This window comes from Arthrobacter sp. zg-Y844 (genome assembly GCF_024385465.1).
Classification (GTDB): domain Bacteria; phylum Actinomycetota; class Actinomycetes; order Actinomycetales; family Micrococcaceae; genus Arthrobacter_B.
In genome coordinates this window covers 17315-43513 of sequence record NZ_JANFLS010000004.1, presented here as the reverse complement: position 1 = coordinate 43513, position 26199 = coordinate 17315, and the positions used below count along the sequence as shown (strand labels likewise).

Here is a 26199-nt window from a genome sequence, read left to right as displayed (position 1 = left end):
AAAAGCGTTCCATTATCCCAGCGAAGAAGAGGTTCAACGTGGCACCTAAGAATCTGCAGGACGTTCTGGATTCGAGCGGAAATGTTGTGGATCGACTCCGTAATTCCCAGATCGGGGCGTACATCTATCCCGTCGTGGCGCCGGAGTTCAGCAACTGGCGCAGCGAACAGCGGGCCTGGCGCGAGACGGCCGTGCTGTTTGACCAGTCCCACCATATGGACAACTTGTTCATCAAGGGCCCGGACGCCCTGAAACTGATCTCCGACACCGCGGTCAACAGCGTGGCGAATTTTCCGGTCAACAAGGCGAAACAGTATGTCCCCACCGGCCCGTCAGGCCATGTGATCGGTGACGGCATCCTCTTCCACGAGGACGACGACGCATACATCTACGTGGGACGCGCGCCCGCGGCAAACTGGCTGCTGTTCAACGCAGAAACCGGGGACTATGACCTCGAGGTGCAGGTCGACCGGCGTTCCCCCTCACGGCCGATGGGCCGTCCGGTATCCCGACGCTACTGGCGGTTCCAGATCCAGGGCCCCAATGCCTGGCAGATCATCGAGAAGCTGAACGGCTCCTCGGTGGAGCAGCTGAAATTCTTCAACATGGACCATATGACGATTGCGGGCGAACGGGTTCGGACGCTTCGCCACGGCATGGCCGGAGCTCCGGGGCTGGAGATCTGGGGCGATTACGGGTCCTACGAGAAAGTGCGGGACACCATCATGGACGTCGGCGCGGAGTACGGGATGGCCGCCGTCGGCGCCCGCGCCTATCCGTCCAATACGCTCGAGTCCGGCTGGATCCCTTCTCCGCTGCCGGCCATCTACACGGGTGAGGAGCTGCGGCCGTACAGGGAGTGGCTGGGAGCGGACAGCTACGAAGCTTCCAACGCCATTGCAGGCAGCTTTGTCAGCCCGAACATCGAGGACTACTACCTGACCCCGTGGGAATTGGGCTACGGGTCCTTCGTGAAGTTCGACCACGACTTCATTGGCCGGGAGGCCCTGGAACAGATGGACCCGTCGGCACAGCGCCGCAAAGTGACGCTGGATTGGAACGCCGAAGACCTGGGGAAGATCCTGGCCTCTCCGTTGGGCACGGAGGAACCCTACAAGCACTTTGACCTTCCGCTGGCCAACTACGGATCCTCCAACTACGACTCGGTTATCGATGCGGACGGGAACGTAGTGGGCCTCTCCATGTTCACCGGGTACTCGGCGAACGAGCGCCGCGGCCTCTCGCTGGCAACGGTGGATCCGTCGGTGCCCCTGGGTGCCGAACTCCGGGTGGTCTGGGGCGAGCCCGACGGCGGCAGCGCCAAGACAACGGTGGAACCGCACCGGCAGCTTGATGTGCGCGCAACCGTGAGTCCGGTGCCGTTCTCCGAAACGGTCCGCAAGGAGTACAAGGGCGGCTGGCGGACGGGGAACAGCCCGGCCTGAGAAGGGACGCGCCGGGCGCTGCAGATGCCGGGGACCTTACGGAACCCGCTGCAGCGTCCGGCACGCCTGGGCACGCTGCCCGGAATCCGGACAGCGCGTCCCCGCAGTGCCGTCCAACACCACCGGCCATGAGATTCCTCGCAGCTGCCGGCCCTGAGCCGCTCAATGGCGCGGAACCCGCCGAAAGGGGCCGGTTTCCGGGGATTTAACTTAAGAGGATGAAGCTCTCCTCGCTTACTGCGGCGGGGCTCCTGGCCGGGGCGGTCGCCGCTGCCGGTATCAGTGCCGCTGCCGTGCTGCAGCGGGGTCCCCGGCCGGCTGCACTGCTCATTCGCGGGGTTTTCGCCGGTGCAGGCAAGGTCCCGGTGAAGAAGGTCCTTCCCCATATCCCCCGGTTCACAGTGACCAGACACCGGGACCTGCGTTATCTGGGGTCCGCCGGCAAACCCTCCCTTGACCTGTTCCTTCCCGACGATCCGGCCCGGAAACCGCTCCCGGTGGTGATGTGGATCCACGGCGGTGCATGGATTTCCGGCTCCAAGGAAGATGTGGCGCCGTATCTCAAGGTCCTCGCCGGATACGGTTACGCCGTATTGGGGGTTGGGTATTCGATCTCACCCGAAGCCGTCTATCCGACCGCGGTGAAAGAGCTCAACACTGCGTTGGGCTTCATCCGCGAACGCGCGGACCGTTACGGGCTGGATCCCGACCGGATTGTGCTGGCCGGCGATTCCGCCGGCGCTCAGCTGGCCGCACAGCTGGCCCTGGTCATCACCAACCCGGAGTACGCCCGGGACACAGGGGTTATTCCTGCGGCGGGCCCCGGGCAGCTGTGCGGAATCGTGTTGAACTGCGGAGTCTTCGATCTGGAATCCGTGGCCCGCATGGCCGGGCCGGTGGGCTGGGGACTCCGGAAAGCCCTGTGGGCCTACACGGGGTCCAGGAACTGGGCAGCCACCCCTGCCGCAGACCACATGTGCATCCCGAAACACGTGGATCACCGCTTTCCGCCCACCTATATTTCCGGTGGAAACGGCGACAACCTGACCCGCGAGCAGTCGATGCCCCTGGCAGACCGGCTCCAGGACCTCGGGGTGCCCGTACGCCGCAGGTTCTGGCCAAAGGAGTACAAGCCAAGGCTGGGACACGAGTATCAGTTCCAGCTGCACCGCCCCGAGGCGATGGAATCGCTGCACTCGACGGTTGCCTTCCTGGCGGACGTGACGGGCGTATCCGCCCTGCCCGGGCAGCCGCCGCAGAAGGTGATCTCCCGGGGCAAGGACCTCCTGGAGGACCTGTCCCGCACGAAGGGGCTGCTCGCCGCCTAGCCGGGCTGCAAGGTCAGGACCGGATGATCACCACGTCCAGTCGCCGCGGCCCGTGCACGCCTTCCACCCGCTGCAGTTCGATGTCGCTGGTGGCACTCGGACCGCTGATCCAGGTCAGCGGATGGGTGACGTCCAGGCGCCGCACCGCTTCGGGAAGCACACCGGCGATGTCCCGGGCCCGGACCAGGCACACGTGGTGGTCCGGGACCAGTGAACACGCCCGCCGGCCCTGCCCCGGGCTGCCGTCCAGGATGATGGTGCCGGTTTCCGCCACCGCCGCCGCGCAGCCGGTCACTACCGCGTCAATGCCGTCCAGCTCCTCCACGCTCAGCGGCTCCTCCGGTGAATCCACCACCCGTCCCGGTGCCAGCGCCGTCCAGCGTTCATCGAGTCCCGCGGGAACCACATAGGAAGTCTCCCCTGCCAGCAGTTCGGCCACCCGGGCTGGCACGGATGCTTCATCCACCACGCTGACGCCGGCCTTGTAATCCAACAGCCGGTCGCTGAGCAGTTCGATGAGTTCGTCCTCGTTCATGCCGGAGTTGTGCCGGTACTTCCGTGGGATTTCCGGTGCTTCCGGGGCATCGTGGAGGGCGGACCGCAGCCGGTCCAGGATTTCCGTACGGGCGCTCATGCTTGCTCTTTCGACGCAGTGTCTTCGTGCTCTTTGGCCCACCAGTCCCGGAAGGACTGCGCAGGCGGAGCCGGAATGTCACGGCTCCTGGTCCACCCGGCGGCGAGGCCGGGAAGCTTCTTGATTTTCCTATCCGGTCCGGCCGCCAGCTTTCCCAACGGCAGGGCCTTCTCCACCAGGGCCATCCGCCGCCCCGAGCCCATCATCCAGGACGCTGCCTTCATGGCAACGTCCATCTGCCCCGGCACCTTCTTCGTCCCGCGGCGGCTCTGAACATCCTCGGAGCGCAGGTGCACCAGGATTTCCGGAATGTTGATCTTCACCGGACACGCGTCGTAGCAGGCGCCGCAGAGCGAGGAGGCGTACGGCAGGGACGCGTTCTCTTCGGAGGTGATCCCGGTCAGCAGCGGCGAAATGATCGCCCCGATAGGTCCGGGGTAGGTGGAGCCGTAGGCGTGCCCGCCGGTGCGCTCGTACACCGGGCAGACGTTCATGCAGGCGCTGCAGCGGATGCAGTGCAGGGCCGAACGCCCTCGCTCATCCGCGAGCGCCGCGCTGCGCCCGTTGTCCAGCAGCACCAGATGCACGTTCTGCGGCCCGTCGCCTGCCGTGACTCCGGTCCAGAGGGAGGTGTAGGGGTTCATCCGCTCCCCCGTGGAGGAACGGGGCAGCAGCTGCATAAACACCTCCAGGTCCGTCCACGAGGGCAGCAGCTTCTCCACGCCCATCACGGTGATCAGGGTTTCCGGGAGGGTCAGGCACATCCGGCCGTTGCCTTCGGATTCGACGACGGCGAGCGTGCCCGTGTCGGCCAGGGCAAAGTTCGCGCCGGAGATGGCCACCTTCGCGGAAAGGAACTTCCGGCGCAGGTGCAGCCGCGCCGCTTCGGCCAGCCGGGCCGGGGTGTCGGTGAGGTCCGGATCAACATCCGGCATCTCGCGCAGGAAGATGTCCCGGATCTGGCTGCGGTTCTTGTGGATGGCCGGCACCAGGATGTGGCTGGGCTTGTCATGGTCCAGCTGGACAATCAGCTCCGCCAGATCGGTTTCGAACGCGGAAATGCCGTGCTCTTCGAGGTATTCGTTGAGGCCTATTTCCTGGGTGGCCATGGATTTGACCTTGACCACTTCGTCCGCGCCGGCGTCGCGGATCAGGTCCCGCACTATTTTGTTGGCTTCCGCGGCGTCCCGCGCCCAGTGGATGACGCCGCCGCGTGCGGTGAAGTTCCCCTCGAACTGCTCAAGCAGTTCGGGCAGCCGCGCCATGACAGCGGCCTTAGTGGCACTGCCGGCTTCGCGCAGTTCCTCCCAGTCCGGCAGTTCGGCCACCACGCGCAGCCGCTTGTCCCGGATGGTGTGGGTGGCGTGGCCGAGGTTGGCACGCAGCTGCGCGTTGTCCAGTTCCCGCCGCGCTGCGACCGGAAAGGGCTCAGTGGTGTGCAGGTTGCCGCTGCCGAAAACCGGAACCGCCGGCATGCCCAGATACGTGGAACTCATTGTCCGGCCTTTCCCGTGAGGCGAGCGGTGCTCCGGGCTCTGTCCTGCCCGGCACCCGGCGGCGGTGCCGGGTGGTCGTGCGTGCTGGCGAGGATCTCCGCGAAGTGCAGGGTTGTGATGCTGCTGCCTTCGCGGGAGAGGCCCCCGCCAATGTGCATGAGGCAGGAGGCGTCGCCGCCGGTACAGAGTTCCGCGCCGGTGGCGGCGATATTCGCGTTTTTGTCCGCCAGCATGGCCGAGGAGACGTCCGCGTTCTTGAGCGAGAACGTCCCGCCGAAGCCGCAGCATTGGTCGGCTTCGGGCAGCGGTTCCAGTTCCAGGCCTTCCACTGTGCGCAGCAGGTTCGCCTGCCGGTCCCCCAGCCGCAGCAGCCGCATGCCGTGGCAGCTGGGGTGGTAGGTGATCCGGTGCGGATACCAGGAGCCCAGCTGCGCAGCGGCGTCCGTCACGCCCAGGACATCGGTCAGCAGGGCGGAGAGTTCGTAGGTCCGTGCGCCGACTGCGGCGGCCCGGGATTCGAGGTCCGGATCGCCCACGGATCGGGCCAGCATTGCGTGCTGGTGTTTCACCGAGGCGACGCAGGAGCCCGACGGCGCCACGGCGACGTCGTACTCCTCTGCCTCAAAAGCCTCTACGTGGTTGCGGACCACGGGCACCGCTTCCGGGAAGTACCCGGAGTTGAGATGCATCTGCCCGCAGCAGGCCTGGCCGGCCGGGAACACGACGTCGTGCCCCAGCCGTTCCAGGATGGAGACCGTGGCACGGGCCGTGGAGGGATACATGGCGTCCACAATGCAGGTGGCGAACAAAGCAATCTTCATGGCTGCCTTTCAGCGGAAGTGCGGCGCTGCACCTCCTCGGGTGGAACCATCTTTCAATATAACTCCGTCGATTGATATGCCTGCTGCGGGTGAAGTTCGCGATCGGCCCCCAGCACCCTCCCTCCCGGCCTCCCGCAGGGCAATCACCGCTGCGCTATTCTCTGTTGCATGACGAACATGGGGAATGCAAAAACAATCAGTCTCGACATAACCTCCAAGCGCGCCCGCGGCCGGGGCGAACTGGTGATCTCCGCACCTGTGGCTGCCCTGCCGCCCGCCGTCGAGCGGGCCGCACACCGGTTACCCAAGATGACCCTCACCGGGGTGTGGCAGGAACGGGCCGAGTTTTCGGTCGGAATGACCTGGAAATCCTACGGATCCAACATTGTGCTCACCTTTGAACCGGTGGACGCCGGCACTACGCGCGTGGTGGCCACGAGTACACCGGCGGTTCCCACCACGTTGATGGACTGGGGCCAGGGCAAAGCGGACCTGGCCGAGGTCCTGAACGCCGTAGCCGCCGAGCTCTAGGACCGCGCGGACCGAGGCGATGCCAGCCGCCCCGATAGGGCCAGCGCTGCGGCGGCCAGGCCGGCGGCACTGGCAAAGGCTCCGATGAACGCACCCAGCGGCGTCACCGGCAGCATCAGGGCAAAAGCCACCGTGCCCAGAGCCAGCCACAGCGACTGCACCAGGTTGTCGTTGACCTGCAGGGAAGAACTGTTGGTGCCTTCCTCCCCCTCGGCGGAAAAGTCCAGCATCAGTACCGACAAGGTGGGAAACGCCATCCCGATGCCGGCACCCGCAACTGCCCAGCCCAGCACGGGCAGCAGGATACTCATCTGGGGGTCCACGCTCCATGCCGCCGCACCGATGCCTACGGCCAGGAAGAGTGCCCCCAAACGGACCCTCGCCACCTTGTTCGCCAGGACCGCCAGATTGGCCGCGGCCAGCGATCCGGCGAACCAGGCCACTGCCGAGACGGTCAGCAGCAGCCCCAGTCCTGCCCCCAGTCCCTGCAGCGACCGGCCAAGGACCAGCATCACCATGGACGGCGCCAGTGCTGCGGCGGCAATGCCCACGGAAAACAGGACGACGCCGGTCCGCAGCGCCGGGGCGGGTCCCCGCGCGTCGGTCCAGCCGCCGGCCAGCGCAATGGTGACGACGGCGGTGGCCATCGGCGCACCGAAGGCCAGGCCGTAGAGGGACAGCCCGTCCAGCTCCCGTGCAACCACCGGCATGACCGTGCCCACGGCGAGGGATTCGAAGGCAAACAGGAAGGCAAGGGTAAAGAGCCCTACATTGGTCGGGAGGTAACGGCGGGACCAGAAACCGGCGCGGTCGCGCCCGGTGTTGACCTTGTGTTCGGCCTGCAAAGTAATGCTCCTTGAGGATGTTGATTCCGGATGTGCTGCTCGAAGTCAACAAGCTCAAGTGCGGTTGAGGTCAAGCGCGGCAGGTGTCAGCGCCTGCCGGACGGCGGGCAGGCCTGCCCTACAGCTGTGACGGCAGGGTGGGCGGGATCTCCGGCATTTCCTGCAGCGACCACTGATTGCCGTCCGGATCGCTGAAGTAAACGAACGTTCCCCAGTCCAGCGGGGTGATCTCGCTGGCGGCCACGCCGTGGTCCACGAGGTGCTGCCGGGCATCGGCCGCGCTGGGAACCACCACCTGGATCCGCTGGGTACCGGGGACCATGTCGGTGGTGCCGGGACCGATCACCACCGAGCAGGCAGACCCGGGCGGAGTCAGCTGCACAAAGCGCAGGCTTTCATCGATGCGTTCGTCGTGGTCGGCGTTGAAACCCACCTGGTTTACGTAGAAGTTCTTGGAGGCGTCGACGTCGGACACCGGCACGGGCACTAGTTCAATTTTCCAGTCCATGGCCTTCACGCTAGGGCCGCCGACGTCGGCGTGGAACGGTGCTGCGGACAGCTTCTGTCCTCGTCCGGCAGGCCAGTCCGGACCGCAGCTGTCCGTCGCACCGGTACCGGCTAGACCGTCGCCGCTTTCCGCCAGCCGCCGTCCGTGTACGTTCGGCGGACCACTTCGGAGTACGGCACCGGGCTGACGTCCACGCCGACGTTGTATTGCCGGTGCGGTTCCACCGACGATTTCCGGGTCCCGCCGTCCGGTTCGCCCCAGACCACCGACAGCCGCGACCCGATCTCCACGTCCGGGTCCACCACGGCCAGCGAAAGCGGACGCTTCTCATTCCAGCTGTAACCCGTGAACATGGAAATGCCCACCACCCGGCCCGAGTCGTCCAGAACCGTGTCGAAATTCGAGGCACCGTAGTTGGCATTGGGCAGGTCGAAGAACTTGTAGGGCAGTTCCTCTTGTTGGTACATCGAGGCGTGGATGGTTGCCACGTCGTCGCCGTCCCAGGCCAGCGTGACCTTCCGGCGCTGGGCCTGCGGGTCCATGGCCTCCAGCGCGTCCCGGCCGATGAAGTCGTGATCGAACTTGATGAAGGATCCGTAGCCCAGTTCCCAGGGGGTGGTGTAGTACCCCTCGACTGAGTCCGGCAGATAGGACCCGGCCACGGCGGAGTGAGCTTCGAAGCTGTCGGCGCCCAGCCAGCGGCGGTAGCCTGCCAGCTGTTCCCCGCTGTAAATGCCGGGCAGGGGTGAGGGGATCCACCCGGATTCGAGGGTGTTGCAGGAGTAGGCGCGCGCGCCGGCAGGTTCAAGCCCGAACTCCGCGCCGGCGCTGAGGATGGTGTCCCGGATCCGGTCGTAGTCCTCGTACGGACCCCAGAGTTCCAGGCCGGGCGCTCCCGCCATGCCGTGGCGCAGGGTCCGTACCCGGGTTCCGCCCACGTTCATATGGGACATGCTGAAGAATCTCAGCTGCTCCAGCGGGCCGCCGTTCACTTTCTCGATGACGTCCCAGGCGCGGGGTCCCTGGATCTGCAGCCGCCAGTAGTCCCGGAATACGGGTTTTCCCATGGGGCGTGACGGCGAGCGCCGGTCGGTCTTCAGCTCGACGTCGTATCCGCCTTGTTCCGCGTTGTAGAGCAGCCAGTTCACGGCAGGCGAGCGGCCGACAAAGACGAATTCAGTCTCCGCTTCCCGAAACAGGATTCCGTCCCCGATGACGTGTCCGTAGGGGGTGACCGGAACATATTGCTTGGCCCTGCCGACGGGAAAGTTCGCCATCGAGTTGATGGCGGTATCGGACATCAGCTGCAGGGCTCCGGGTCCGGAGATGCTCAGGTTGTCCATGTGGTGGGACTGGTCAAACAGCACTGCCGATTCGCGCCAGGCCCGGACCTCGTTGCGCCAGTTGGTGAACTCCGCAGCGACGACCGGGTAAACGTAGGCGCCCACCTGCACATTGCGCAGGTAATCCACGGCGTTTCCGGACGCGTCCAGAACCTCCTGCAGGGAATTGGGGGACATATTCGGTTCCTTTCGTGGGCCTCAGTGGGCAGCCGCGGCTGCAACTTCGTCAAGGTGGGCAATGGATCGGGTGTCCTGGAAAGCCCGGACGCCCTGGATTCCCTGTTCACGGCCCATACCGGACTGCTTCATGCCGCCGAACGGGGCGCGAAGGTCCAGACGGGTTGCTCCGTGGTCGTTGACCCACACGTAGCCGCAGGCCAGGCGCGAACCGACCGCGTTCGCCCTTGCCGGATCCTCGGTCCAGACCGAGCCGCAGAGCCCCGCCCAGCTGTCGTTCGCCCAGGTAACGGCTTCGTCTTCGGAATCAAACGGAATGATTGGAATCACGGGCCCGAACTGCTCCTCGGTGACCACCCGCAGTTCCGGCGGCGGATCAAGGACCAGCGCCGGGCGCAGGAAGTTGCCGTCCCGCAGGTCCGGATCCGTGGGAAGGGTGCCGAACCGGCGGACCTCGGCGCCGGCGGCCTCTGCCTCCTCGATCAGGTCTGCCACAAAGGCCTTCTGCGCCGGTGAATGCAGCGGCCCCATGGTTGTTCCTTCGTCGAGGCCGTAGCCGATGACGGCGTTTTCCAACCGGGCGGACAGTCCCTGCACCAGTTCGTCGATGCGGGAGCGGTGAACGTAGATCCGCTTGGCGTTCATGCAGATCTGGCCCGTTGTATCGAAGACCGCGGCATGCAGCCGGTCCAGCCGGGTGTCATCCAGCAGTGCATCGTCCAGGATGATGGCCGCATCGTTTCCACCGAGCTCGAGGGTGACCCGGGTCAGTGACCCGGAGGCCATTTCCATAATCCGTTTGCCGCCGTTGACGCTGCCGGTGAAACAGACCTTGGCAACGTCGTCGTTCCGGATCAGGCCGGACATGTCGCTGTCCCGGCCGGTGACGACGTTCAGCACTCCCGGCGGCAGTTTTTCGGCCACGCGCTGCACAATCCGGGTGGTTGCCAGCGGCGCGGTGGGCGGCGGTTTAACGATGGCGGTGTTCCCCGCCAGCAGGGCGTGGGGCAGGGATGCGCCGAGGATTGCGACCGGCCAGTTGAAGGGCACAATCACGGTCACCACGCCCAGCGGCTGATAGGACACGGTGGTGGTGACGGGAATGCCCGGCGCCGGTTCGAGGATCGCGTCGCTGTCCACCTGATCGGCCAGGGACAGGGCAAGCTGCCAGCGGAGCTCGAAAACGAGGGCGTCCACCCAGCTCTCCATAACGATCTTGCCGTTCTCCCGGGACAGGATGGCCGCGTCCTCATCCCGCAGGTCGGCTATGCCTGCAATCGCGTCGGCCATCTGCGCCGCCCGTTCCTGCGCGGACAGCGCCGACCAGGCGGGAAAGGCCGCCTTCGCGGCGCTGACGGCGTCCGCCACGTCCTCCGGGGTTGCGGCCGCTGCGTGGCCTGCCACCTGCCCGGGCCTGGCGGGATCCGCGACAGCCAGGGTTTCCTGCGTCCTCCGGGGCTCGCCGTTGATGTACAGCCCGGTCACCACCTGGGCGGAAGTCTTCGTCATCGCCAACACCTCTCTGTGTTGCTGCTGCTGCTGCTGCATCCGCCGGCCGGAAGCTTCGAATGCCCTGCCACGGTGGGTACAAGGTAGCCCACAGCGGGGGTCCGGACAACAGGGTCCGAAAGGGGGCCGCCGGCACCTAAGTAAGGATGCTGAGGAATAAACCCGGCGACAGGCCTTGTTGACGCCTACATGACTGATACGACGGAAACCTCTCCCGCCCTGTCCCCCACCATCGACCTCAAGGACCTCGGCATTGTCCACCGCCTTGGCTTCGGCGCCATGAGGATTGTGGGACCCGGTGTCTGGGGCGAGCCGGAAAGCCGCGGAACCGCCGTCGACGTGGTGCGCCGCGCCGTCGAGCTGGGCGTCGACTTCATTGACACCGCAGACTCCTACGGACCGAACATCAGCGAAGAAATCATCGCCGAGGCGCTCTACCCCTACCCGGACGGCGTCCGCATCGCCACCAAGGTCGGCTTCGTCCGTACCGGCCCGGACGTCTGGGTACCGGTGGGCCGCCCCGAATACCTGCGCCAGCAGACCGAACTCGCGCTGCGCAAGCTGCGGGTCGATTCCCTGGACCTGCTGCAGCTGCACCGCATCGACCCCAAGGTCGATCCCGAAGAGCAGTTCGCCGTCCTGCGCGACCTCCAGCAGGAGGGCAAGGTGAAGGCGCTCGGCCTGTCCCAGGTCTCCGTTGCCGAGCTGGAAGCCGCGTCGAAGTTCTTCACCGTCTCCACCGTGCAGAACCGCTACAACCTCACCGACCGTTCCTCCGAGGACGTGCTGAAGTACGCCGAGGACAACGGCATCGGCTTCATTCCGTGGGCCCCGATCTCCGCCGGCGAGCTGGCCCGGCCGGGCGGTCCCGTGGACGAAGCAGCGAAGCGCCTGAACGCCAGCACCTCGCAGGTTGCCCTGGCCTGGCTGCTGCGCCGCTCCCCAGTCATGATGCCGATCCCGGGCACCGGCTCCATCGAGCACCTCGAGGACAACCTGGGTGCCGCAGACATCTCACTCGACGACGCCACCTTCGCTGAGCTGGACGCCGCCGGCGCCGCCGCAGCACCGGCCAAGTAACAACACTTTCCGCTTTTCCCGCCAAGCAAAGGAGAAAAGAACGCATGGCAAATATCCTGATGGTTGTATCCGCAGCAGACTCCCTCACCATGAAGGACGGCAGCGAACACCCCACCGGCTACTGGGCCGAGGAACTGGTTGAATCCCACCGCGTGCTGCGCGAAGCCGGACACACCGTCCGCATCGCCACCCCCGGCGGCATGAAGCCCACCGTGGACCAGGTCAGCCTGGCTCCCGAATCCGCCGGCAGCCCGGAAAAGGCCGCTGCCTTCACCCAGTACATTGCCTACATTGACGCCGAGCTCTCCTCGCCGCTGGTGCTCGCCGACGCTGACATGTCAGAGTACGACGCCGTGGTCATGCCGGGCGGGCACGGCCCCATGGCGGACCTGGCCTTCGACAAGGACATGGGCCGGATCCTCATCGCGGCCGATGCCGCGGGCAAGATCATTGCCCCGTTCTGCCACGGCCCGGCCGGCCTGCTGGCCGCCGAAACCGAGGACGGCGAATTCATCTTCTCCGGCCGCAAGCTCACCGTCTTCACGGACGAGGAAGAGCTTAACGGCGGCACCGGGGAGAACACCCCCTGGTTCGTGGAGGAAGTGCTGCGGAACAAGGGCGCCGTGATCGAAACCGGTCCCGCCTGGACCAGCTACGTGGTCCGCGACCGGAACCTGATTTCCGGCCAGAACCCCCAGTCCAGCGAGGATGTGGCCAAGGCCGTCATCTCCGCCCTGGCTGAGTAGAACATGACGGTCCTGATCGCCGGCTGCGGCGATCTGGGCACGGAGGCCGGCCTGCGGTTCGCTGCGGCCGGCTTTTCCGTGCTCGGCTGGCGGCGCTCCCCGGAGAAACTGCCGAAGGAGATCACCGGGCAGACCGTGGATCTGGCAGGCGACCTGCCGCGCATTCCGGCGGACACCGACGTCGTCGTCATTGCGGTGGCCGCCGATCAGCGGACCGAGGAGGCCTACCGTGCCGCCTACGTCACCGGCACCGCCAACGTCCTGGACGCGCTGGAGCGCGACGGCGTGGAGCCGCGCCGCATCCTGTTCGTTTCCTCCACAGCGGTGTACGGGGATGCCGACGGCGGCGAGGTGGACGAGGAAACCCCGGCCCGCCCGGCGTCGGCCACCGGGGCCGTCATCCTTGAGGCCGAACAGCTGCTGCATGCCCGCCGCCCCGACGCGGTGGTGCTGCGGCTTTCCGGCATCTACGGGCCGGGACGCACCCGGCTGATCGACTCCGTGAGCGCCGGAACCGCCGTCGTACCTGCCGGCACGCAGCTGACCAACCGGATCCACCGGGACGACGCAGCCGCGGCCATCGTGCATCTGGCCACCCGGGTTTTCCATCCCGCGCCGCTGTATGTTGGAGTGGATATGGAGCCGGTGGAGCTGGCCGAAGTGCTCGGGTTCCTGGCTGCCGAGCTCGGCCGCGAGCTGCCGCCGGCGGGCGACACCTCCAGCAGCCGCGGCGGCAACCGCAGGCTGAGCAACCGGCGCCTGCGCGGAACCGGATTCGACTTCGCCTACCCCACGTACCGGGAAGGCTACCGCGCCGTGCTGGCCGGTGCCGGCGCACGCCATCCATAGAATTTAGGAACCACAACCGCACCAGGAGTGCCTGTGAGCGATACCCCGCCCAAAAACGGAACACGAAACCGCACCGCAACCCGCACGAGCATCAAATACATCCTGATGCTCGGCGCCCTGGCCGCGCTTCCGGCAGTGACCACGGACATGTACCTTCCCGCCCTGCCGGAGGTGGCCGAGGACCTGCACACCAGCGCCGCCGCCGCGCAGTTCACGCTCTCGGGCACCCTGCTCGGTGCCGCCGTCGGGCAGCTGGTCATCGGACCGTTCTCGGACCGCTTCGGGCGAAGGCTGCCGCTGATCATCGGCATTGCCCTGCACGTGGTGGTTTCGCTGCTGTGCTTCCTGGCTCCCAACATCGGCGCGCTGATTGTGCTGCGCCTGCTGCAGGGCTTCTTCAACGCCGCCGCCGGCGTGGTGGCCCTCGCCGTGGTCCGTGACCGGTTCACCGGCTCCTCCGCCGCCGCGATGCTCTCCCGGCTGATGCTGATCATCGGCCTGGCCCCGCTGCTGGCCCCCAGCATCGGGCAGGCCGTTTCAGGCCTGTGGAACTGGCGGGCGGTGTTCCTGGCGCTGGCACTGATCGGTGTTGTGCTCGGTGCGATCGTGCTGAAGTGGATGCCCGAAACGCTGCCGCCGGAACGGCGCCGGACCAAGGGCGGCGCCAGCACCTTCAGCGGTTTCCGGGTCCTTTTGAAGGACCGGCAGTTCCTGGCGCTGGCCACCATTCCCGGCCTGGGCATGGCAGTGATCATGAGTTACGTGGTGGGTTCGCCGTTCGTCTTCCAGGACGAATACGGCCTCAGCCCGGCACAGTACGCCGCAGTGTTCGCGATCAACGGCGTCGGCATGGTCATCTCCGCGCAGCTCAACGCGTGGCTCGTGGGCCGCTACTCCCCCATGGGGATCCTGCGGCTGGCCGTGGTCCTGCTGCTGGGGCTGACCGTCCTGCTGCCGGTGATTGTGCTGACCGGCTTGGGCGGCGCCGCCGGCCTGACCGCCGGATTGTGGCTGGTCCTGGCGATGCACGGCTTCATCGCTTCGAACTCCTCCATACTCGCCCTGAACGACTACGGGCATATGGCCGGAAGTGCCGCGGCACTGATCGGTGCCCTCCAGGTGGGCCTGGCCGGGATCATCAGCCCGCTGGTCGGCATTCTCGGCGGCGGGGCGATGGCCATGGTTTCTGTGATCATCGGCTGTGCCGCCCTGATTGTCCTTATTCTGGCCACGGCGACGACGGCGTACCGCGGCGGCGGCTCCAACCGTCCGGGCCGGCGTCGGCTGCGTTCCGGTGCCGCTGAGCCCGCGGCCCCGGCTGAGCCGGGCGCCCCGCTGGCCACGGAGTCCTAGGGCTTACCCCAGCTGAACGGGCGGGCCAGCGGAACGGTTACCCCAGCTGAACGGGCGGGCCGAGGTAGAGCAGGACGCTGAAGACCACGGCCACGGCAACCAGGGCCACGATCCCGGCGGCGATCGGCCGGCGCAGCACCAGGGCGGCAATCCGGTCCACGCCGTTGGTGGGCTCTTCGCCGCCGGGGGCCATCCGCCAGCCGCCCTTCAGCATGCCGCGGCGGTCCACCGACTTCTCGAAGGGAATGGTGGCCCACGGGATCACCGTGGTGGCCAGGCCGAGGATGCCGGTGCGGGCCGGCCATTTCTGGTTGGCCCAGACAAAGAGGGTGACCACGCCGTAGGACAGGAAGACGAAGCCGTGCAGGCCGCCGAAGATGGGCGTGAGCGCTTCAAAATCCAGCACGTACTTGGCGAACATGCCGATCAGGAGCAGGGTCCAGGTCACGGCTTCGGCCAGGGCGAGGGTGCGGAACAGTTTGCGGGGTGACATCGAGGGGGTCCGCCTTCATTTCGGGTTTACCAACAGTATGTCAGCATGCCAGCGGGTGGCGCGAATCTGCTCCCGGGCCCGGGACCGCCGTCGATGCCCGGCCACAGAAAAGGCTGCCGCGACACGATGCCCCGGGGTTCGGGGTCGTGTCACGGCAGCCTCCTGCCGAAGCCGGACGGGTCAGGCGTGCGCTTTTTCGAGCTGCTCGCGCGTGGCGTAAGAGGTCTGGGTGCCGCGCCGCCGGGCTACCGTCAGTAAGCCAGCGGTTCGGTGATCCAGTCGATGTCGTCCCACGGATCCAACCGTTGCACTATGTCGAAGCTCGTTCGGCAGAAGTCCACCACGGCCTGCTGCGGATCGTCATAACTGAAGGCGTCCTTGAGCGTGAGGATGAACTCGCTGGACCGAGTGAGGAATTCTGCCTTGGCCGGAGCCAGCATGGTCCCGTAGCTGCCGATGTTGGAGAGGAACGGATAAGGCATCACGTAAAACGCCGGTTCGGTGGAGGACGGGTCGCCGGGCCAGAAGCCGAACTCGCAGAACCGTTCATCAAAACAGTTCACGGCGATCACGCCGTTTCCGGGGTAGGGCTCCGACTGTCCGCTGAAGATGGTTCCGGAAAGGTCCATGGTGCCGAACCAGTACGACGGTGCGAAGACCTTTCCGCGCACCGGCCCGAGGAACTGCCCAAGGCTTCGGTGGGCGAAGTGCAGGTTGTCCAGGAAAAGTTCCACCGCGTGCTTGTCATAAGTGGAGTGCTTGGTGTCGGCGTCGAAAGGCACCGGATCGTAGAATTCCTGGGGGTCGGTGTTGATGACCGTGGGCGCATCGATGAATTCCAGCGCCCCCATCAGTTGACGGTAGAAGTCCGCCACGCTGAGGCCGTCGGTGAGTTCGATCCGGGTGCGGATGTAGTTGCTGTTCTGCACGTCCACATGATGCTGGCGCAGGTTGAAGTAAATCTCGAAGTTCGTATCGGGTCCCGGCATGATGCCGGTCCCGATGCCCTGGACGGTGAGGGGCATCCGTACGTGGCCCCATTCCGGTTCTGGGTAGCTGTGCTCCAGTTTCACCTTGCCCGCTACCTGCAGGTAGAGGTGCAGGGTATCGGCGGTGGCCTGCCAGTCCGGGTAGTTCAGGAAGTTTTTGTCCATGGGAAGCGCCTTCGGTCGGGGGCTCGGTGGCGGTGGCTCGGTGGCTTCGGTGGCTTCGGTGGCGGTGGCTGGCTTCGGTGGCGGACGCTCGGTGGTGGACGGCGAACGTGCTGCTCCCAGTCTGGAACCCGCCCCGGAGCCGGTCAACGGCACCTTCTGGCACAATCAGGTCCGTTACTGTAATCAGTCGGGACTCGGGGGATTCATGCGGCTGCACCATGTACAGGTTTCAATACCCACGGGCGGGGAGGACCAGGCCCGGCGGTTTTACGGTGAGGCACTGGGACTGACTGAGGTGGACAAGCCGCCGTCGCTCGCCGGCCGGGGAGGCTGCTGGTTCCGGGCGTTCGACGGCGAGGACGTCGTCGCGGAGATTCATCTGGGAGTGGACTCCCCCTTTGTTCCTGCCAGGAAGGCACACCCTGCCCTGCTGCTGGATTCCGCTAATGCACTCGAGGAACTGGGAGCCAGGCTCTCGCGGCACGGCTTCGATGTCTCCTGGGCTGACCGGCACACGTTCGAGGGTTACGAGCGGTTCCATTGCAGGGACCCGTTCGGGAACCGGGTGGAAATCCTTTCACCGCCTGCGGGCTGATCCTGCCGGCGTACCGGGTGCAGGGCGGTCCGACGGTGCGGGGCGGGCCTGTCTAGTCAAACGCGAAAGTGCGCGCACGGACCAAAGGCACGCGCAGCTTGTTGACCGCGCCAGCCATGGCCTCGGTGCCGACGTCCGCAAAGGAGCCCATCCCTCCGTACAGGCGCAGGCAGTCAGCGGCCCTCTCCCGCAGGTCGGAAACTTCAGTAATGCCGGCAAACATGTGCTCAATCCGGTTTGCCAGCCCACTCCGCCACTCGTCGTCGTCCATCCTCGCTGCGGCTCGGACGGCAGAAGCGGCCGAAAGGATTTCATCGCGGACGTCTTCAACACTTTGCGGCATAGCGGGGCGGCTCTCTCTCCGGTGTATCGGTCCCGCTGACCTTAGCCATGATCAGGTGGTCCGTCGAACCTGGGTGCTGAGATGTCGGTGCTGAGAGGCGTTGGGGGGGCGTTGGGGCTCCTCCGGCGGGCACTCCCGGAGCCAGGCTCCCGGGGTAGGTAGTGCTGCAGAAAAGACAGGTATTTTCGATTTCCGGGGAGGCCAGTTAGGGGCTGGTTTGGGCCCGGAAATGTCAGTGCCGGATGAAATCCTGAGGTATGGATCAGCTCGGAAACACCGAACCGACAACTGAAGAGCCAGGCATGGACCAGCCGCCGACAAGGCCGGCTGGTGACGCGGAGGCGTCCTGCTCTCCCGTAACTCTCGCGGTGTTTTGCGCGGCGCTGGCAGTGACTGTCGGTGACGGCGGGAAGCCCGACGCCGGCACGACCGGACCAGCCTCCACTTCCACGGCTGCCCCTTCTGGTTTCTCCGCCGAAGCCGACCCGGTGGAAAAGGTTTTTCGGAACGGGGCCTTTGAAAGCCGCGCCGCCGGGGACACTGCTGATGCTTACCCGGACGGTTTCACCGGCACACTGGCCCTGCAGAACCTCGAAGCCTTTGACGAAGCCACGGTCGGTGAGGCTTTGGTCCGGGTGGAGCATTTGATTTCCTGGGGACAGGCGCAGCGGTCCCGCCTATTGAACCGGATGGAGGAAATCTTCCGGGACAAGTTCTTCGACCCGTCGGAGCGGGATAAACCCGGGATTGCTTTCAGCCTCGCGGCTGCCGAATGTGCCGCCATCCTGAATGTTCCGCAGGTGACCGGTCAGCGGCTGTTGAGTGAGGCCGGGCAGCTGTGCGGCACCCATACGGCGACCCTGACCGGGCTGGAGGAGGGGCGGTTCTCGTACCAGCATGCCCAGGTGGTCCTGGAGCAGTGCCAGAACGTTCCTGCGGAGAAACTCCCAGGGTTCGAGGCCGACCTGCTGAAGGCTGCGGAGGGTCAGACGCGGGCGCAGTTTTCGGCCAAGGCCCGGCGGCTGCGCGAAAAGACGTTCCCGGAGACGGTCAGCAAAAGGCACCTGACTGCGTTCGAGCAGCGCATGGTCACCCTGGACCGCGAAGAAGACGGTATGTCCTGCCTGTCGGCTCATCTGCGTGCGGCGGAAGCGCAGCAGATCTATACCGCTCTCAGCACTGCGGCGCGGGGTGAGCAGGCGGGAGGGGATCCTCGGACCACGGACCAGCTGCGTGCCGATATTTTGGCGCAGCTGCTGATGGGCGGCAGCCGGGGACTTTTCGCGACTGCCGGAGCCCGAGACAAGGCCGGTTCCCGAGACGCGTCCGGAACCCGGCCCGGCACCGGCCACACCAGCAATGACACTGGCGCAGCCACCCGGGACGAGGACGGAACCGGCTTTGGCAACGGCCCGGAGGGCGCACCCGATCGCCCAACAGGACCGGACGATGGAATCGTCCCGAGGGCGGAAATCATGGTCCTGATCAGCGCAGAGACCCTCTTCGGAGCCGACGACCAGCCGGCAGAACTGCACGGCTACGGCCCCATCAGCGCCGAAGAAGCCCGCCGACTGGCCCGCAACGCCGTCGGATGGACCGGACTGGCCCAAAACCCGCACACCGGAGAGATCCTGGGCGTGGGACGGCGCAGAAAGGTCCCTGCCGGGCTTCGCCGCTGGCTCCGCGCAAGGGACGGAACCTGCAGGTTTCCCGGCTGCCGGGTCAGCACCGCAAATGCGGACATCGACCACACCATCGACTGGGCGCGCGGCGGTCCCACGGACCACGGGAACCTTGAACACCTCTGCCGCCGGCACCACCGGTTCAAGACTCTGGGCTATTGGAAAGCGTGCCAGCCCATCCCCGGGGTGATTGAGTGGACTTCGCCGACCGGCCGAGTCTATCGCGCAGAGCCGTTTCTCGATTTGGTTTCTCAGCAGCCGACGGACCCGCGGACGGATCATAAGCAGCGGCTCCCGGACCTAGGGACGGCGCACGCGACGACAGACCATGAGAAAAACATTCCTGAAGCCCCACCGCCGTTTTGAGCGGAGTGCAAAACGGCGGCATGAGATCCTGGCGTCCTTGTGTCGGGACGGCTTACAGGATCACGGCGTCACGGGCGCACGGGCGCCTCGGGTCGTGGGCGCACCGGCTCACGGCCTCACGGCCTCACCGCGTCATCGCGTCACGGGGCTCACGGGCTCACGGGCTCACGGGCTCACGGAAAGACGCTGGCAGCAGTGGGCACCCGGGCGCCTCGGGACCCAGCCGAGACCCAGCCGGGACCCAGCCGGGCCTATGAGGTGACGGCCGCAGGCACCCGGGCAGTACTCTGCCGCACCACCAACGAGGTGGCCAGGTCCAGGCGCAGGTTGTTCGGCCGCTCCCCCTCGAACAACCGGACCGCCATCCGGGCAGCTTCTTCGGCCATCTCGATCAGCGGCTGGTGCACGGTGGTCAGCGCAGGACTGGACCACTGCGCCACCTGCAGATCGTCATACCCGACAATCGACAGCTCATCCGGGACGCTGATACCCAGCTGCCGGGCGGCGTCGAGCACCCCCAGCGCCTGCAGGTCGCTGCCGGCAAAAATGGCAGTAGGCCGGTCCGGAAGCGACAGCAGCTCCAGCGCGTGATCGCGGCCGCCGTCAACGTGGAAGTTTCCGTACCGAATCAGATCCCGGTCGAGCGGCAGTGCGGCGTTGTTCAGCGCAGATCGGTAGCCGTCAATCCGCGCCAGCGAACACATCATGTCCTCCGGCCCCGTGATCGCAGCAATCCGGGTGTGCCCCAGATCGATCAAATGGCGGGTGGCCATCATGCCGCCGGACCAGTTTGCCGACCCCACGGACGGCACATCCGGAGCAGGATCCCCCGCCGGATCGATGATCACAAACGGAATGGACCGCGCTTCGAGTTGCCGGCGTGAGTCCTGCGCCAGGTCGGAAAAGACCAGTACGACGCCAACTGGCCGGCGGGCGATGACCCCTTCCACCCACTCGGGCGACGGCGCGTGCCGGGTGCCGCTCTCCGTCAGGACCACGCTCAGGCCCTTCTCCCGGGCAATGTTCTCCACGCCGCGGATGATCTCCAGTGCCCAGGCGCTTTCGAGTTCGTGGAACACCAGTTCCAGCAGCCGCGACTTGGCCCCGCCTTTACGGCGATAGCCGTGCTCCTCCAGCAACGCCTCGACTTTCGCGCGCGTTTTCCGCGAAACGTCCGTTCTGCCGTTGAGAACTTTCGAAACTGTCGAGAGTGAAACCTCAGCCTCGGAGGCCAGGTCCGCCAGCGTGACCGGGTTCTGCGGCAGTGATGACTGCATAGGTAGTCCTTCGGGTGTTCGAGCCAGCGCGGACAACAGTTTATCGAAAAGTGTTGCGCATCACATTACGCGCATCTTATGCTGACGGCGTCTAGTAACTTTCGACCAATATACCGAAACTTTCGGAAGGTGTTCAACGATGAACAAACCCTCGTCCCGGACCCCGGTCCTGGCTGCCGCCGGCATACTGGCGCTCAGCCTCACCCTGGCCGGCTGTGGAGGCGGCGACTCCGCTGCCTCGGACCGTCCCGAAAATGAGATCCATGTCCTCGTTTACGGAGACGCGAGCAACGACGTCGAATCCGCCATGGTCGAACGCTTCAATGAGACCTCCGACGTCAAGGTGGTGCTGGATACCATCCCCGGCGCCGAATACCAGCAGAAGCTGCAGACGGTCATGAGCACCGACGCTGCACCGGACATCTTCTTCAACTGGGGCGGAGGCAGCATCTCCGACTTCGTCGATGCAGATCTGCTGATGCCGCTGGATGACTTCATCGAGGAGGATCCGCAGCTGAAGGACGCCTTCCTTCCCTCGGTGTTCGACGTCGCCACGGTGGATGACACCCCGTACGGAGTGCCGATGCGCGGCACCCAGCCCGTGATGCTCTTCCACAACAAGGAAGTGCTCGCCTCGGCAGGCATCGAGGAAGCACCGCAGACCTGGGACGAACTGCTCGACGCCGTCGAGAAACTCAAGGCTGCAGGCAAGACCCCTATCGCCCTCGGCGGCGGCGACGAATGGCCCACCCAGATGTGGTTCTCCTACGTCTATGACCGCGTAGCCGGACCGGAACTCTTCCAGTCCGCTATCGACGGCGACACCGACGTCTGGGATTCCGAAGAAAGCCGGGAATCGCTGGGCATGCTGCGTGAACTGGTGGACACCGGGGCCTTCGGCACCAACTTCCAGTCCGTGAAGTTCACCGACGGCGGCTCCCACACCCTGCTCTCCAGCGGCCAGGCGGGCTTCGAACTGATGGGCTCCTGGGAGTACTCCACCATCCAGGACGTCAACCCCGAGTTCGCAGCCAGCGGCCTGGGCTGGAGCGAATTCCCCGAGATCGAGGGCGGCAAGGGAGATCCTGCCAACCTGGTCGGCAACACCAACAACTACTACTCCGTCCTGGCGGACACCCGCTACCCGGAAGCCGCACGTGACTTCCTGAAGCTGATGTACTCGGACGAGTTTGTCCAGGAGCAGATGGCCATCGGCAACCTGCCCACCACCACCAGCACCGAGGGATTCCTGGACCAGGCGACCAACCCGGACTACGCCCGCTTCCAGTTCGGACTGGTAGAGGATGCGCCTAACTTCCAGCTGTCCTGGGACCAGGCCTACCCGCCGGCCGCAACACCCACCATCCACAGCGCTGTTGCCGACTTCTTCGCCGGAAGCATCGACGAAGACGGTTTCATTGAAGCCATGCAGTCGTTGAAGAAATAGCCGGACCGATTGCCGAGACCATGACCACTCTGCTTCCACCCCGGCCGCCGGCCGCACCGGACAACCCCTCCAAGGGACGTCCGGTGCGGGCCGGCCGGGCCCGGCTGAACCGTCCGGGCGTCGCCTGGACCCTGCCCGCCACCGTCTTCTTCCTGCTTTTCGCCGTGGTCCCGCTGATCGCCGTCGTCGTCCTGTCCTTTATGACCTGGACGGGCTTGGGCGAACCGAAGTTTGTCGGCACGGAGAACTGGGAAACGCTCGCCGGCGATTCGGTAATGCTCAAGAGCCTGTGGCTCAGTGTGCTGTTCATTGTGCTGGGTGTTGCCACCCAGACTCCCGTGAGCATCCTGCTCGGTGTCTGGGCAGCAGGACCGCAGCGGAACCGCGCCGTGCTCAGCGCCATCTTCTTCCTCCCCCTGCTGCTCTCCTCCGCCGCCATCTCGGTGCTGTGGCGCGCATTGCTGGATCCGAACTTCGGGGTTCCGGCGCAGCTCAAGTGGCTGTTCGGGGACGGCAACCTGTTCGGCAACCAGTCCACTGCCATCGGCGTGATCATCTTCGTGGGTATGTGGCAGTTCACCCCCTTCCACACGTTGATCTACCAGGGAGCCGCCAAGTCCGTTCCGCCGGTGCTGTACCAGGCCGCGGAAATCGACGGCGCCGGACGGGCACGCCAGTTCTTTTCCATCACCCTGCCGCAGCTGCGCAACAGCATCATCACCTCGGTGATCCTGATGGTGGTGGGCGGGCTGACCACCTTCGAGACGGTGCTGATCCTGACCAACGGCGGACCCGGGACGGACACCACCATCACCGCGTTCTACATGTACGAGGAAGCCTTCCGCCGCTACAACTTCGGCATGGGTTCCGCCATCGCACTGGTCCTCGTGGTGGTGGCCACCGCCATCTCACTGATCATGGTGAAGGCCTCCGGCTACGACAAAATGCGCAGCACCATGGAGGGAGTCTGATGCGTACCCGCCCCAATTACATTGCCGGAGCCGCGGTCACCGTCTGGCTCCTGATCGTTGCCCTGCCGCTGTACGTCATGGTTGCCGCCAGCGTGCAGAGCCGTGCCGAGTTCAGCGCCAACGGCCCGCTGTCCGTGCCCACAAGCCTGACCTTCGAGAACTTCCTGCTGGTCTTCGACAGCGGTTTCGGCAAGTACTTCCTGAACACCTTCCTGGTTACGGCCGGTGTGGTGGGCATAGTCCTGCTGGTGGTGCCGCCGCTGTCCTACGCAATTGTGCGCAGCCAGTCCCGCTCCACAACGTTGATCTTCCGGTTCTTCCTGCTCGGGCTGGCCATTCCGGTCCAGGCAGTGATTGTGCCGATGTTCTACCTGATCAACTCGGTGGGCCTGTATGACACCCTGCTGGGCATCATCCTCCCCACTGCCGCGTTCGCACTGCCGATCTGCACGCTGATCCTCTCCGGGACCATGCGGGACATCACCCCCGAACTCTACGAAGCCATGTCCGTGGACGGAGCTTCCACCACACGCACCTTCCTGCGCCTGGTGCTGCCGCTGTCCAAGGGCGGGCTGTCCACGATTGCGGTGTTCGCCGCACTGCAGGGCTGGAACGGGTTCCTGCTGCCGCTGATCCTGACCCAGTCGGAATCCACCAAGGTGATCACGCTTGGCCTCTTCAACTTCCAAACCCAGTACGGGATCAACGTGCCGGGCATCCTCGCCGCTGTGATGCTCTCCATGGTTCCCGTCCTGCTGGTGTACCTCTTTGCGCGCCGCGCACTGGTCCAGGGCCTTATGGGCGTTGGCGGAAAGTAGACATGACAGAAACAACAGTCCAGCACCTCCCCTGGCGGGACACCTCCCTGACCGCCCGCGAGCGCGCCGCCCGGCTGGCGGAGCAGATGACGCTGCGGGAAAAGGTGGCCCAGCTCTTCGGCGTCTGGGTCGGTGCCTCCAGCGAAGGCGGCCAGGTGGCACCCCACCAGCACGACATGAAGGAACCGGTGCCGCTGGAGGATCTCCTGCCGAACGGGCTGGGACAGCTCACCCGGCCGTTCGGCACCCTGCCCGTCGACGCCGGCATGGGCGCCCTGTCCCTGATGCGCACCCAGCAGCGGATCGCCGAGTCCAACCGGTTCGGCATCCCGGCCATGGCACATGAGGAATGCCTGGCCGGGTTCGCAGCCTGGGGTGCCACGGCGTATCCCGTGCCGCTGTCCTGGGGTGCCACGTTCAACCCGGAACTGATCGGCCGGATCGGTGCGGCTATCGGCACCGACATGCGCTCGGTCGGCGTGCACCAGGGCCTCGCTCCCGTGCTCGACGTCGTCCGCGACGCCCGCTGGGGTCGGGTGGAGGAGACCATCGGCGAAGACCCGTATCTGGTGGGCAGCATCGCCTCCGCCTACATCCGCGGACTTGAAGGTGCGGGCGTGGTGGCCACGTTGAAGCACTTTGTCGGCTACTCGGCATCCAAGGCCGGCCGCAACCTGGCCCCGGTCTCCGTCGGCATGCGCGAACGCGCGGACGTCCTGCTGGTGCCTTTCGAAATGGCCGTGCGGGAATCCGGGGTGCGCTCGGTGATGCACGCCTATACCGACGTCGACGGCGTCCCCTCCGCTGCGGACCGCTCGCTGCTCACCGGCCTGCTCCGCGAGACGTGGGGTTTCGACGGCACCGTGGTGGCCGACTACTTCGGAATCAGCTTCCTCAAGGAACTGCACCGGGTGGCCGGTTCGCTCGGCGAGGCGGCTGCGGCGGCGCTGACCGCCGGCGTGGACGTGGAACTTCCCACCGTGGATGCCTTCGGCGAGCAGCTCATCGAAGAACTGGAGTCCGGACGGCTGGATGAAGCCGTCATCGACACTGCACTGCTGCGGGTGTTGACCCAGAAGGTCGAACTCGGGCTGCTGGATCCGGACTGGTCCGCGGTGCCCTCGGCCCTGGCCGGTATGGACCTCACGGACTCGCCCGGCGTGCTGGGTTCGGTGAACCTGGACCGTCCGGAGAACCGGTCCCTAGCGGCCGAGGTCGCAGAGCAGGCACTGATCCTCACCGCTAACAACGGAATCCTGCCGCTGGCAGCGCCGGGCCGGATCGCCGTCGTTGGACCCAACGCCGACAACCCGATGGCGTTCCTCGGCTGCTACTCCTTCCCCGCCCACGTGGGTGTGCAGCACCCGGAGGTGGCAGCGGGAATCGAGCTGCCCACCGTCGCGGCAGCGCTGCGCGGCGAGTTCCCGGACAGCGCAATGACCGTGACCGCCGGCTGCAGCGTGGACGGGCCTGAGACGGACGGATTCGCCGACGCACTGTCCGCCGCCCGGGAGGCCGACGTCGTCGTGGCCGTGCTGGGCGACCGGTCCGGACTCTTCGGACGCGGCACCAGCGGCGAAGGCTGCGACACCGAATCGCTGGTCCTGCCCGGAGTGCAGCAGCAGCTGCTGGATGAACTGCTGGACACCGGCAAACCCGTAGTACTGGTGCTGCTGACCGGGCGCCCCTATGCCCTGGGCCGCGCAGTCACGGAAGCCGCCGCCATTGTGCACGCGTTCTTCCCCGGCGAAGAGGGCGGGCCGGCAATCGCCGGTGTGCTGAGCGGCAGGGTGAATCCCAGCGGCCGGCTGCCGGTCAGCGTTCCGGCCTCCCCCGGCGCCCAGCCGTCCACCTATCTGGCCGCTCCGCTCGCACAGTTGAGCGACGTGTCCAGCATCGACCCGACGCCGGCCTTCGGGTTCGGCCACGGGCTGGGCTACAGCAGCTTCGACTGGTCGGGTATCGCCCTGGACGGTCCGGCAGAGTTCGGCGTGGACGGCGAAACGTCCGTTTCCGTGACCGTGGCCAACACCGGCGAGCGCGACGGTGTCGAGATCGTCCAGCTCTACCTGCACGATCCGGTGGCCTCGGTGGTGCGTCCGGTGCAGCGGCTGGCCGGGTTCGCCCGCGTCCCGCTGCGCTCGGGGGAAGCGGCGAAGGTGCGGTTTACGGTTCCGGCCGACGCCGCGTCCTTCACCGGGCGGGACGGGCAGCGCATTGTGGAGCCCGGTGAGCTGGAGCTGCGGCTCGGGGCTTCCAGCACTGATATCCGGGCAACCGCCGGTGTTACCCTGACGGGAACCGTCCGGGTAGTGGACCACACCCGGCGGCTGCACTGTCCGGCGGACGTGGCACCGCTGGGCTGAGCACCCGCAACCGCACGCAACG

Annotated in this window: 24 protein-coding genes; 13 read left to right on the top strand and 11 right to left on the bottom strand. The window is 66.0% G+C overall.

What is annotated here, in order from left to right:
* Positions 1-38 precede the first annotated feature (38 nt).
* Together NNX35_RS12645 and NNX35_RS12640 are read left to right on the top strand one after the other, a co-directional pair.
* Positions 39-1445 carry an aminomethyl transferase family protein gene (locus NNX35_RS12645; RefSeq protein WP_255867964.1) on the top strand — a complete coding sequence of 469 codons (1407 nt, stop codon included), beginning with the start codon at positions 39-41 and terminating at the stop codon, positions 1443-1445.
* Between the two features lie 218 nt (positions 1446-1663).
* Positions 1664-2773 (top strand): alpha/beta hydrolase, encoded by a 1110-nt coding sequence (locus NNX35_RS12640; protein ID WP_255863531.1) that lies wholly within the window; start codon positions 1664-1666, stop codon positions 2771-2773.
* Between the two features lie 13 nt (positions 2774-2786).
* Here NNX35_RS12640 and NNX35_RS12635 read toward each other — a convergent pair whose 3' ends face one another.
* Genes NNX35_RS12635 through NNX35_RS12625 form a run of 3 tightly spaced genes read right to left on the bottom strand, consistent with a single transcriptional unit; the run spans position 2787 to position 5724 of the window.
* On the bottom strand, positions 2787-3407 hold the full coding sequence (locus NNX35_RS12635; protein WP_255867963.1) for a lactate utilization protein C: 621 nt from the start codon (positions 3405-3407) through the stop codon (positions 2787-2789).
* Positions 3404-4903 carry a LutB/LldF family L-lactate oxidation iron-sulfur protein gene (locus NNX35_RS12630; protein ID WP_255867962.1) on the bottom strand — a complete coding sequence of 500 codons (1500 nt, stop codon included), beginning with the start codon at positions 4901-4903 and terminating at the stop codon, positions 3404-3406. The genes NNX35_RS12635 and NNX35_RS12630 overlap by 4 nt, the downstream gene beginning before the upstream one ends.
* Entirely contained in the window at positions 4900-5724 is an 825-nt protein-coding gene (locus NNX35_RS12625; protein WP_255867960.1) for a (Fe-S)-binding protein, read from the bottom strand. Before NNX35_RS12625 ends, NNX35_RS12630 begins: the two co-directional genes overlap by 4 nt.
* Before the next feature lie 168 nt (positions 5725-5892).
* On the opposite strand from NNX35_RS12625, the gene NNX35_RS12620 reads away from it, so the two are divergent.
* The gene (locus tag NNX35_RS12620) at positions 5893-6255 is read left to right on the top strand and encodes a hypothetical protein (protein ID WP_255867958.1); all 363 of its coding nucleotides are present in this window, start codon (positions 5893-5895) and stop codon (positions 6253-6255) included.
* On the opposite strand, the gene NNX35_RS12615 is transcribed toward NNX35_RS12620, so the two are convergent.
* From NNX35_RS12615 to NNX35_RS12600, 4 genes are all read right to left on the bottom strand, one after another.
* Positions 6252-7100, bottom strand: a complete 849-nt coding sequence (locus NNX35_RS12615; protein ID WP_255867957.1) for an MFS transporter — start codon at positions 7098-7100, stop codon at positions 6252-6254. The two genes, NNX35_RS12620 and NNX35_RS12615, sit on opposite strands and share 4 nt — an antisense overlap.
* A gap of 118 nt (positions 7101-7218) precedes the next feature.
* Entirely contained in the window at positions 7219-7608 is a 390-nt protein-coding gene (locus tag NNX35_RS12610; RefSeq protein ID WP_255766868.1) for a VOC family protein, read from the bottom strand.
* Positions 7609-7718: 110 nt separating this feature from the next.
* Positions 7719-9128: an aminomethyl transferase family protein gene (locus NNX35_RS12605; protein ID WP_255766867.1), complete on the bottom strand. Its 1410-nt coding sequence runs from the start codon at positions 9126-9128 to the stop codon at positions 7719-7721.
* A gap of 21 nt (positions 9129-9149) precedes the next feature.
* Positions 9150-10637 (bottom strand): aldehyde dehydrogenase family protein, encoded by a 1488-nt coding sequence (locus NNX35_RS12600; protein ID WP_255766866.1) that lies wholly within the window; start codon positions 10635-10637, stop codon positions 9150-9152.
* A 189-nt stretch (positions 10638-10826) separates the two neighbouring features.
* Here NNX35_RS12600 and NNX35_RS12595 point away from each other — a divergent pair, with 189 nt between their 5' ends.
* From NNX35_RS12595 to NNX35_RS12580, 4 genes are read left to right on the top strand one after another with little or no spacing between them, the layout of a single operon-like run.
* Positions 10827-11717, top strand: coding sequence for an aldo/keto reductase (locus NNX35_RS12595; RefSeq protein WP_255863539.1), 891 nt, complete (start codon positions 10827-10829; stop codon positions 11715-11717).
* A 44-nt stretch (positions 11718-11761) separates the two neighbouring features.
* Positions 11762-12463 (top strand): type 1 glutamine amidotransferase domain-containing protein, encoded by a 702-nt coding sequence (locus tag NNX35_RS12590; RefSeq protein ID WP_255766864.1) that lies wholly within the window; start codon positions 11762-11764, stop codon positions 12461-12463.
* A 3-nt stretch (positions 12464-12466) separates the two neighbouring features.
* Positions 12467-13312 (top strand): SDR family oxidoreductase, encoded by an 846-nt coding sequence (locus NNX35_RS12585; RefSeq protein WP_255867955.1) that lies wholly within the window; start codon positions 12467-12469, stop codon positions 13310-13312.
* Between the two features lie 33 nt (positions 13313-13345).
* Complete coding sequence (locus tag NNX35_RS12580) at positions 13346-14665, top strand: multidrug effflux MFS transporter (RefSeq protein ID WP_255867954.1); 1320 nt, start codon at positions 13346-13348, stop codon at positions 14663-14665.
* A 37-nt stretch (positions 14666-14702) separates the two neighbouring features.
* Here the strand turns inward: NNX35_RS12580 and NNX35_RS12575 are convergent, their stop codons facing one another.
* Both NNX35_RS12575 and NNX35_RS12570 read right to left on the bottom strand, forming a co-directional pair.
* Positions 14703-15158, bottom strand: coding sequence for a DUF3817 domain-containing protein (locus tag NNX35_RS12575; protein ID WP_255766861.1), 456 nt, complete (start codon positions 15156-15158; stop codon positions 14703-14705).
* Between the two features lie 251 nt (positions 15159-15409).
* Positions 15410-16312 carry a DUF5996 family protein gene (locus NNX35_RS12570; RefSeq protein WP_255766860.1) on the bottom strand — a complete coding sequence of 301 codons (903 nt, stop codon included), beginning with the start codon at positions 16310-16312 and terminating at the stop codon, positions 15410-15412.
* On the opposite strand from NNX35_RS12570, the gene NNX35_RS12565 reads away from it, so the two are divergent.
* Positions 16311-16907, top strand: a complete 597-nt coding sequence (locus tag NNX35_RS12565) for a VOC family protein (RefSeq protein ID WP_370647050.1) — start codon at positions 16311-16313, stop codon at positions 16905-16907. The genes NNX35_RS12570 and NNX35_RS12565 overlap by 2 nt on opposite strands.
* A gap of 52 nt (positions 16908-16959) precedes the next feature.
* On the opposite strand, the gene NNX35_RS12560 is transcribed toward NNX35_RS12565, so the two are convergent.
* A complete protein-coding gene (locus NNX35_RS12560; protein ID WP_255766859.1) occupies positions 16960-17250 on the bottom strand; it encodes a hypothetical protein in 291 nt (96 codons plus the stop codon).
* Between the two features lie 257 nt (positions 17251-17507).
* On the opposite strand from NNX35_RS12560, the gene NNX35_RS12555 reads away from it, so the two are divergent.
* Entirely contained in the window at positions 17508-19298 is a 1791-nt protein-coding gene (locus NNX35_RS12555; protein ID WP_255766858.1) for an HNH endonuclease signature motif containing protein, read from the top strand.
* A 251-nt stretch (positions 19299-19549) separates the two neighbouring features.
* On the opposite strand, the gene NNX35_RS12550 is transcribed toward NNX35_RS12555, so the two are convergent.
* Positions 19550-20575 carry a LacI family DNA-binding transcriptional regulator gene (locus NNX35_RS12550; RefSeq protein ID WP_255766857.1) on the bottom strand — a complete coding sequence of 342 codons (1026 nt, stop codon included), beginning with the start codon at positions 20573-20575 and terminating at the stop codon, positions 19550-19552.
* A 139-nt stretch (positions 20576-20714) separates the two neighbouring features.
* Between NNX35_RS12550 and NNX35_RS12545 the strand changes: the two genes are divergently transcribed.
* From NNX35_RS12545 to NNX35_RS12530, 4 genes are read left to right on the top strand one after another with little or no spacing between them, the layout of a single operon-like run.
* A complete protein-coding gene (locus NNX35_RS12545) occupies positions 20715-22022 on the top strand; it encodes an ABC transporter substrate-binding protein (RefSeq protein ID WP_255766856.1) in 1308 nt (435 codons plus the stop codon).
* Positions 22023-22042: 20 nt separating this feature from the next.
* Entirely contained in the window at positions 22043-22993 is a 951-nt protein-coding gene (locus NNX35_RS12540; RefSeq protein ID WP_255766855.1) for a carbohydrate ABC transporter permease, read from the top strand.
* Entirely contained in the window at positions 22993-23811 is an 819-nt protein-coding gene (locus NNX35_RS12535) for a carbohydrate ABC transporter permease (protein ID WP_255766854.1), read from the top strand. The genes NNX35_RS12540 and NNX35_RS12535 overlap by 1 nt, the downstream gene beginning before the upstream one ends.
* A gap of 2 nt (positions 23812-23813) precedes the next feature.
* Complete coding sequence (locus tag NNX35_RS12530; RefSeq protein ID WP_255867953.1) at positions 23814-26177, top strand: glycoside hydrolase family 3 N-terminal domain-containing protein; 2364 nt, start codon at positions 23814-23816, stop codon at positions 26175-26177.
* Positions 26178-26199: the final 22 nt, after the last annotated feature.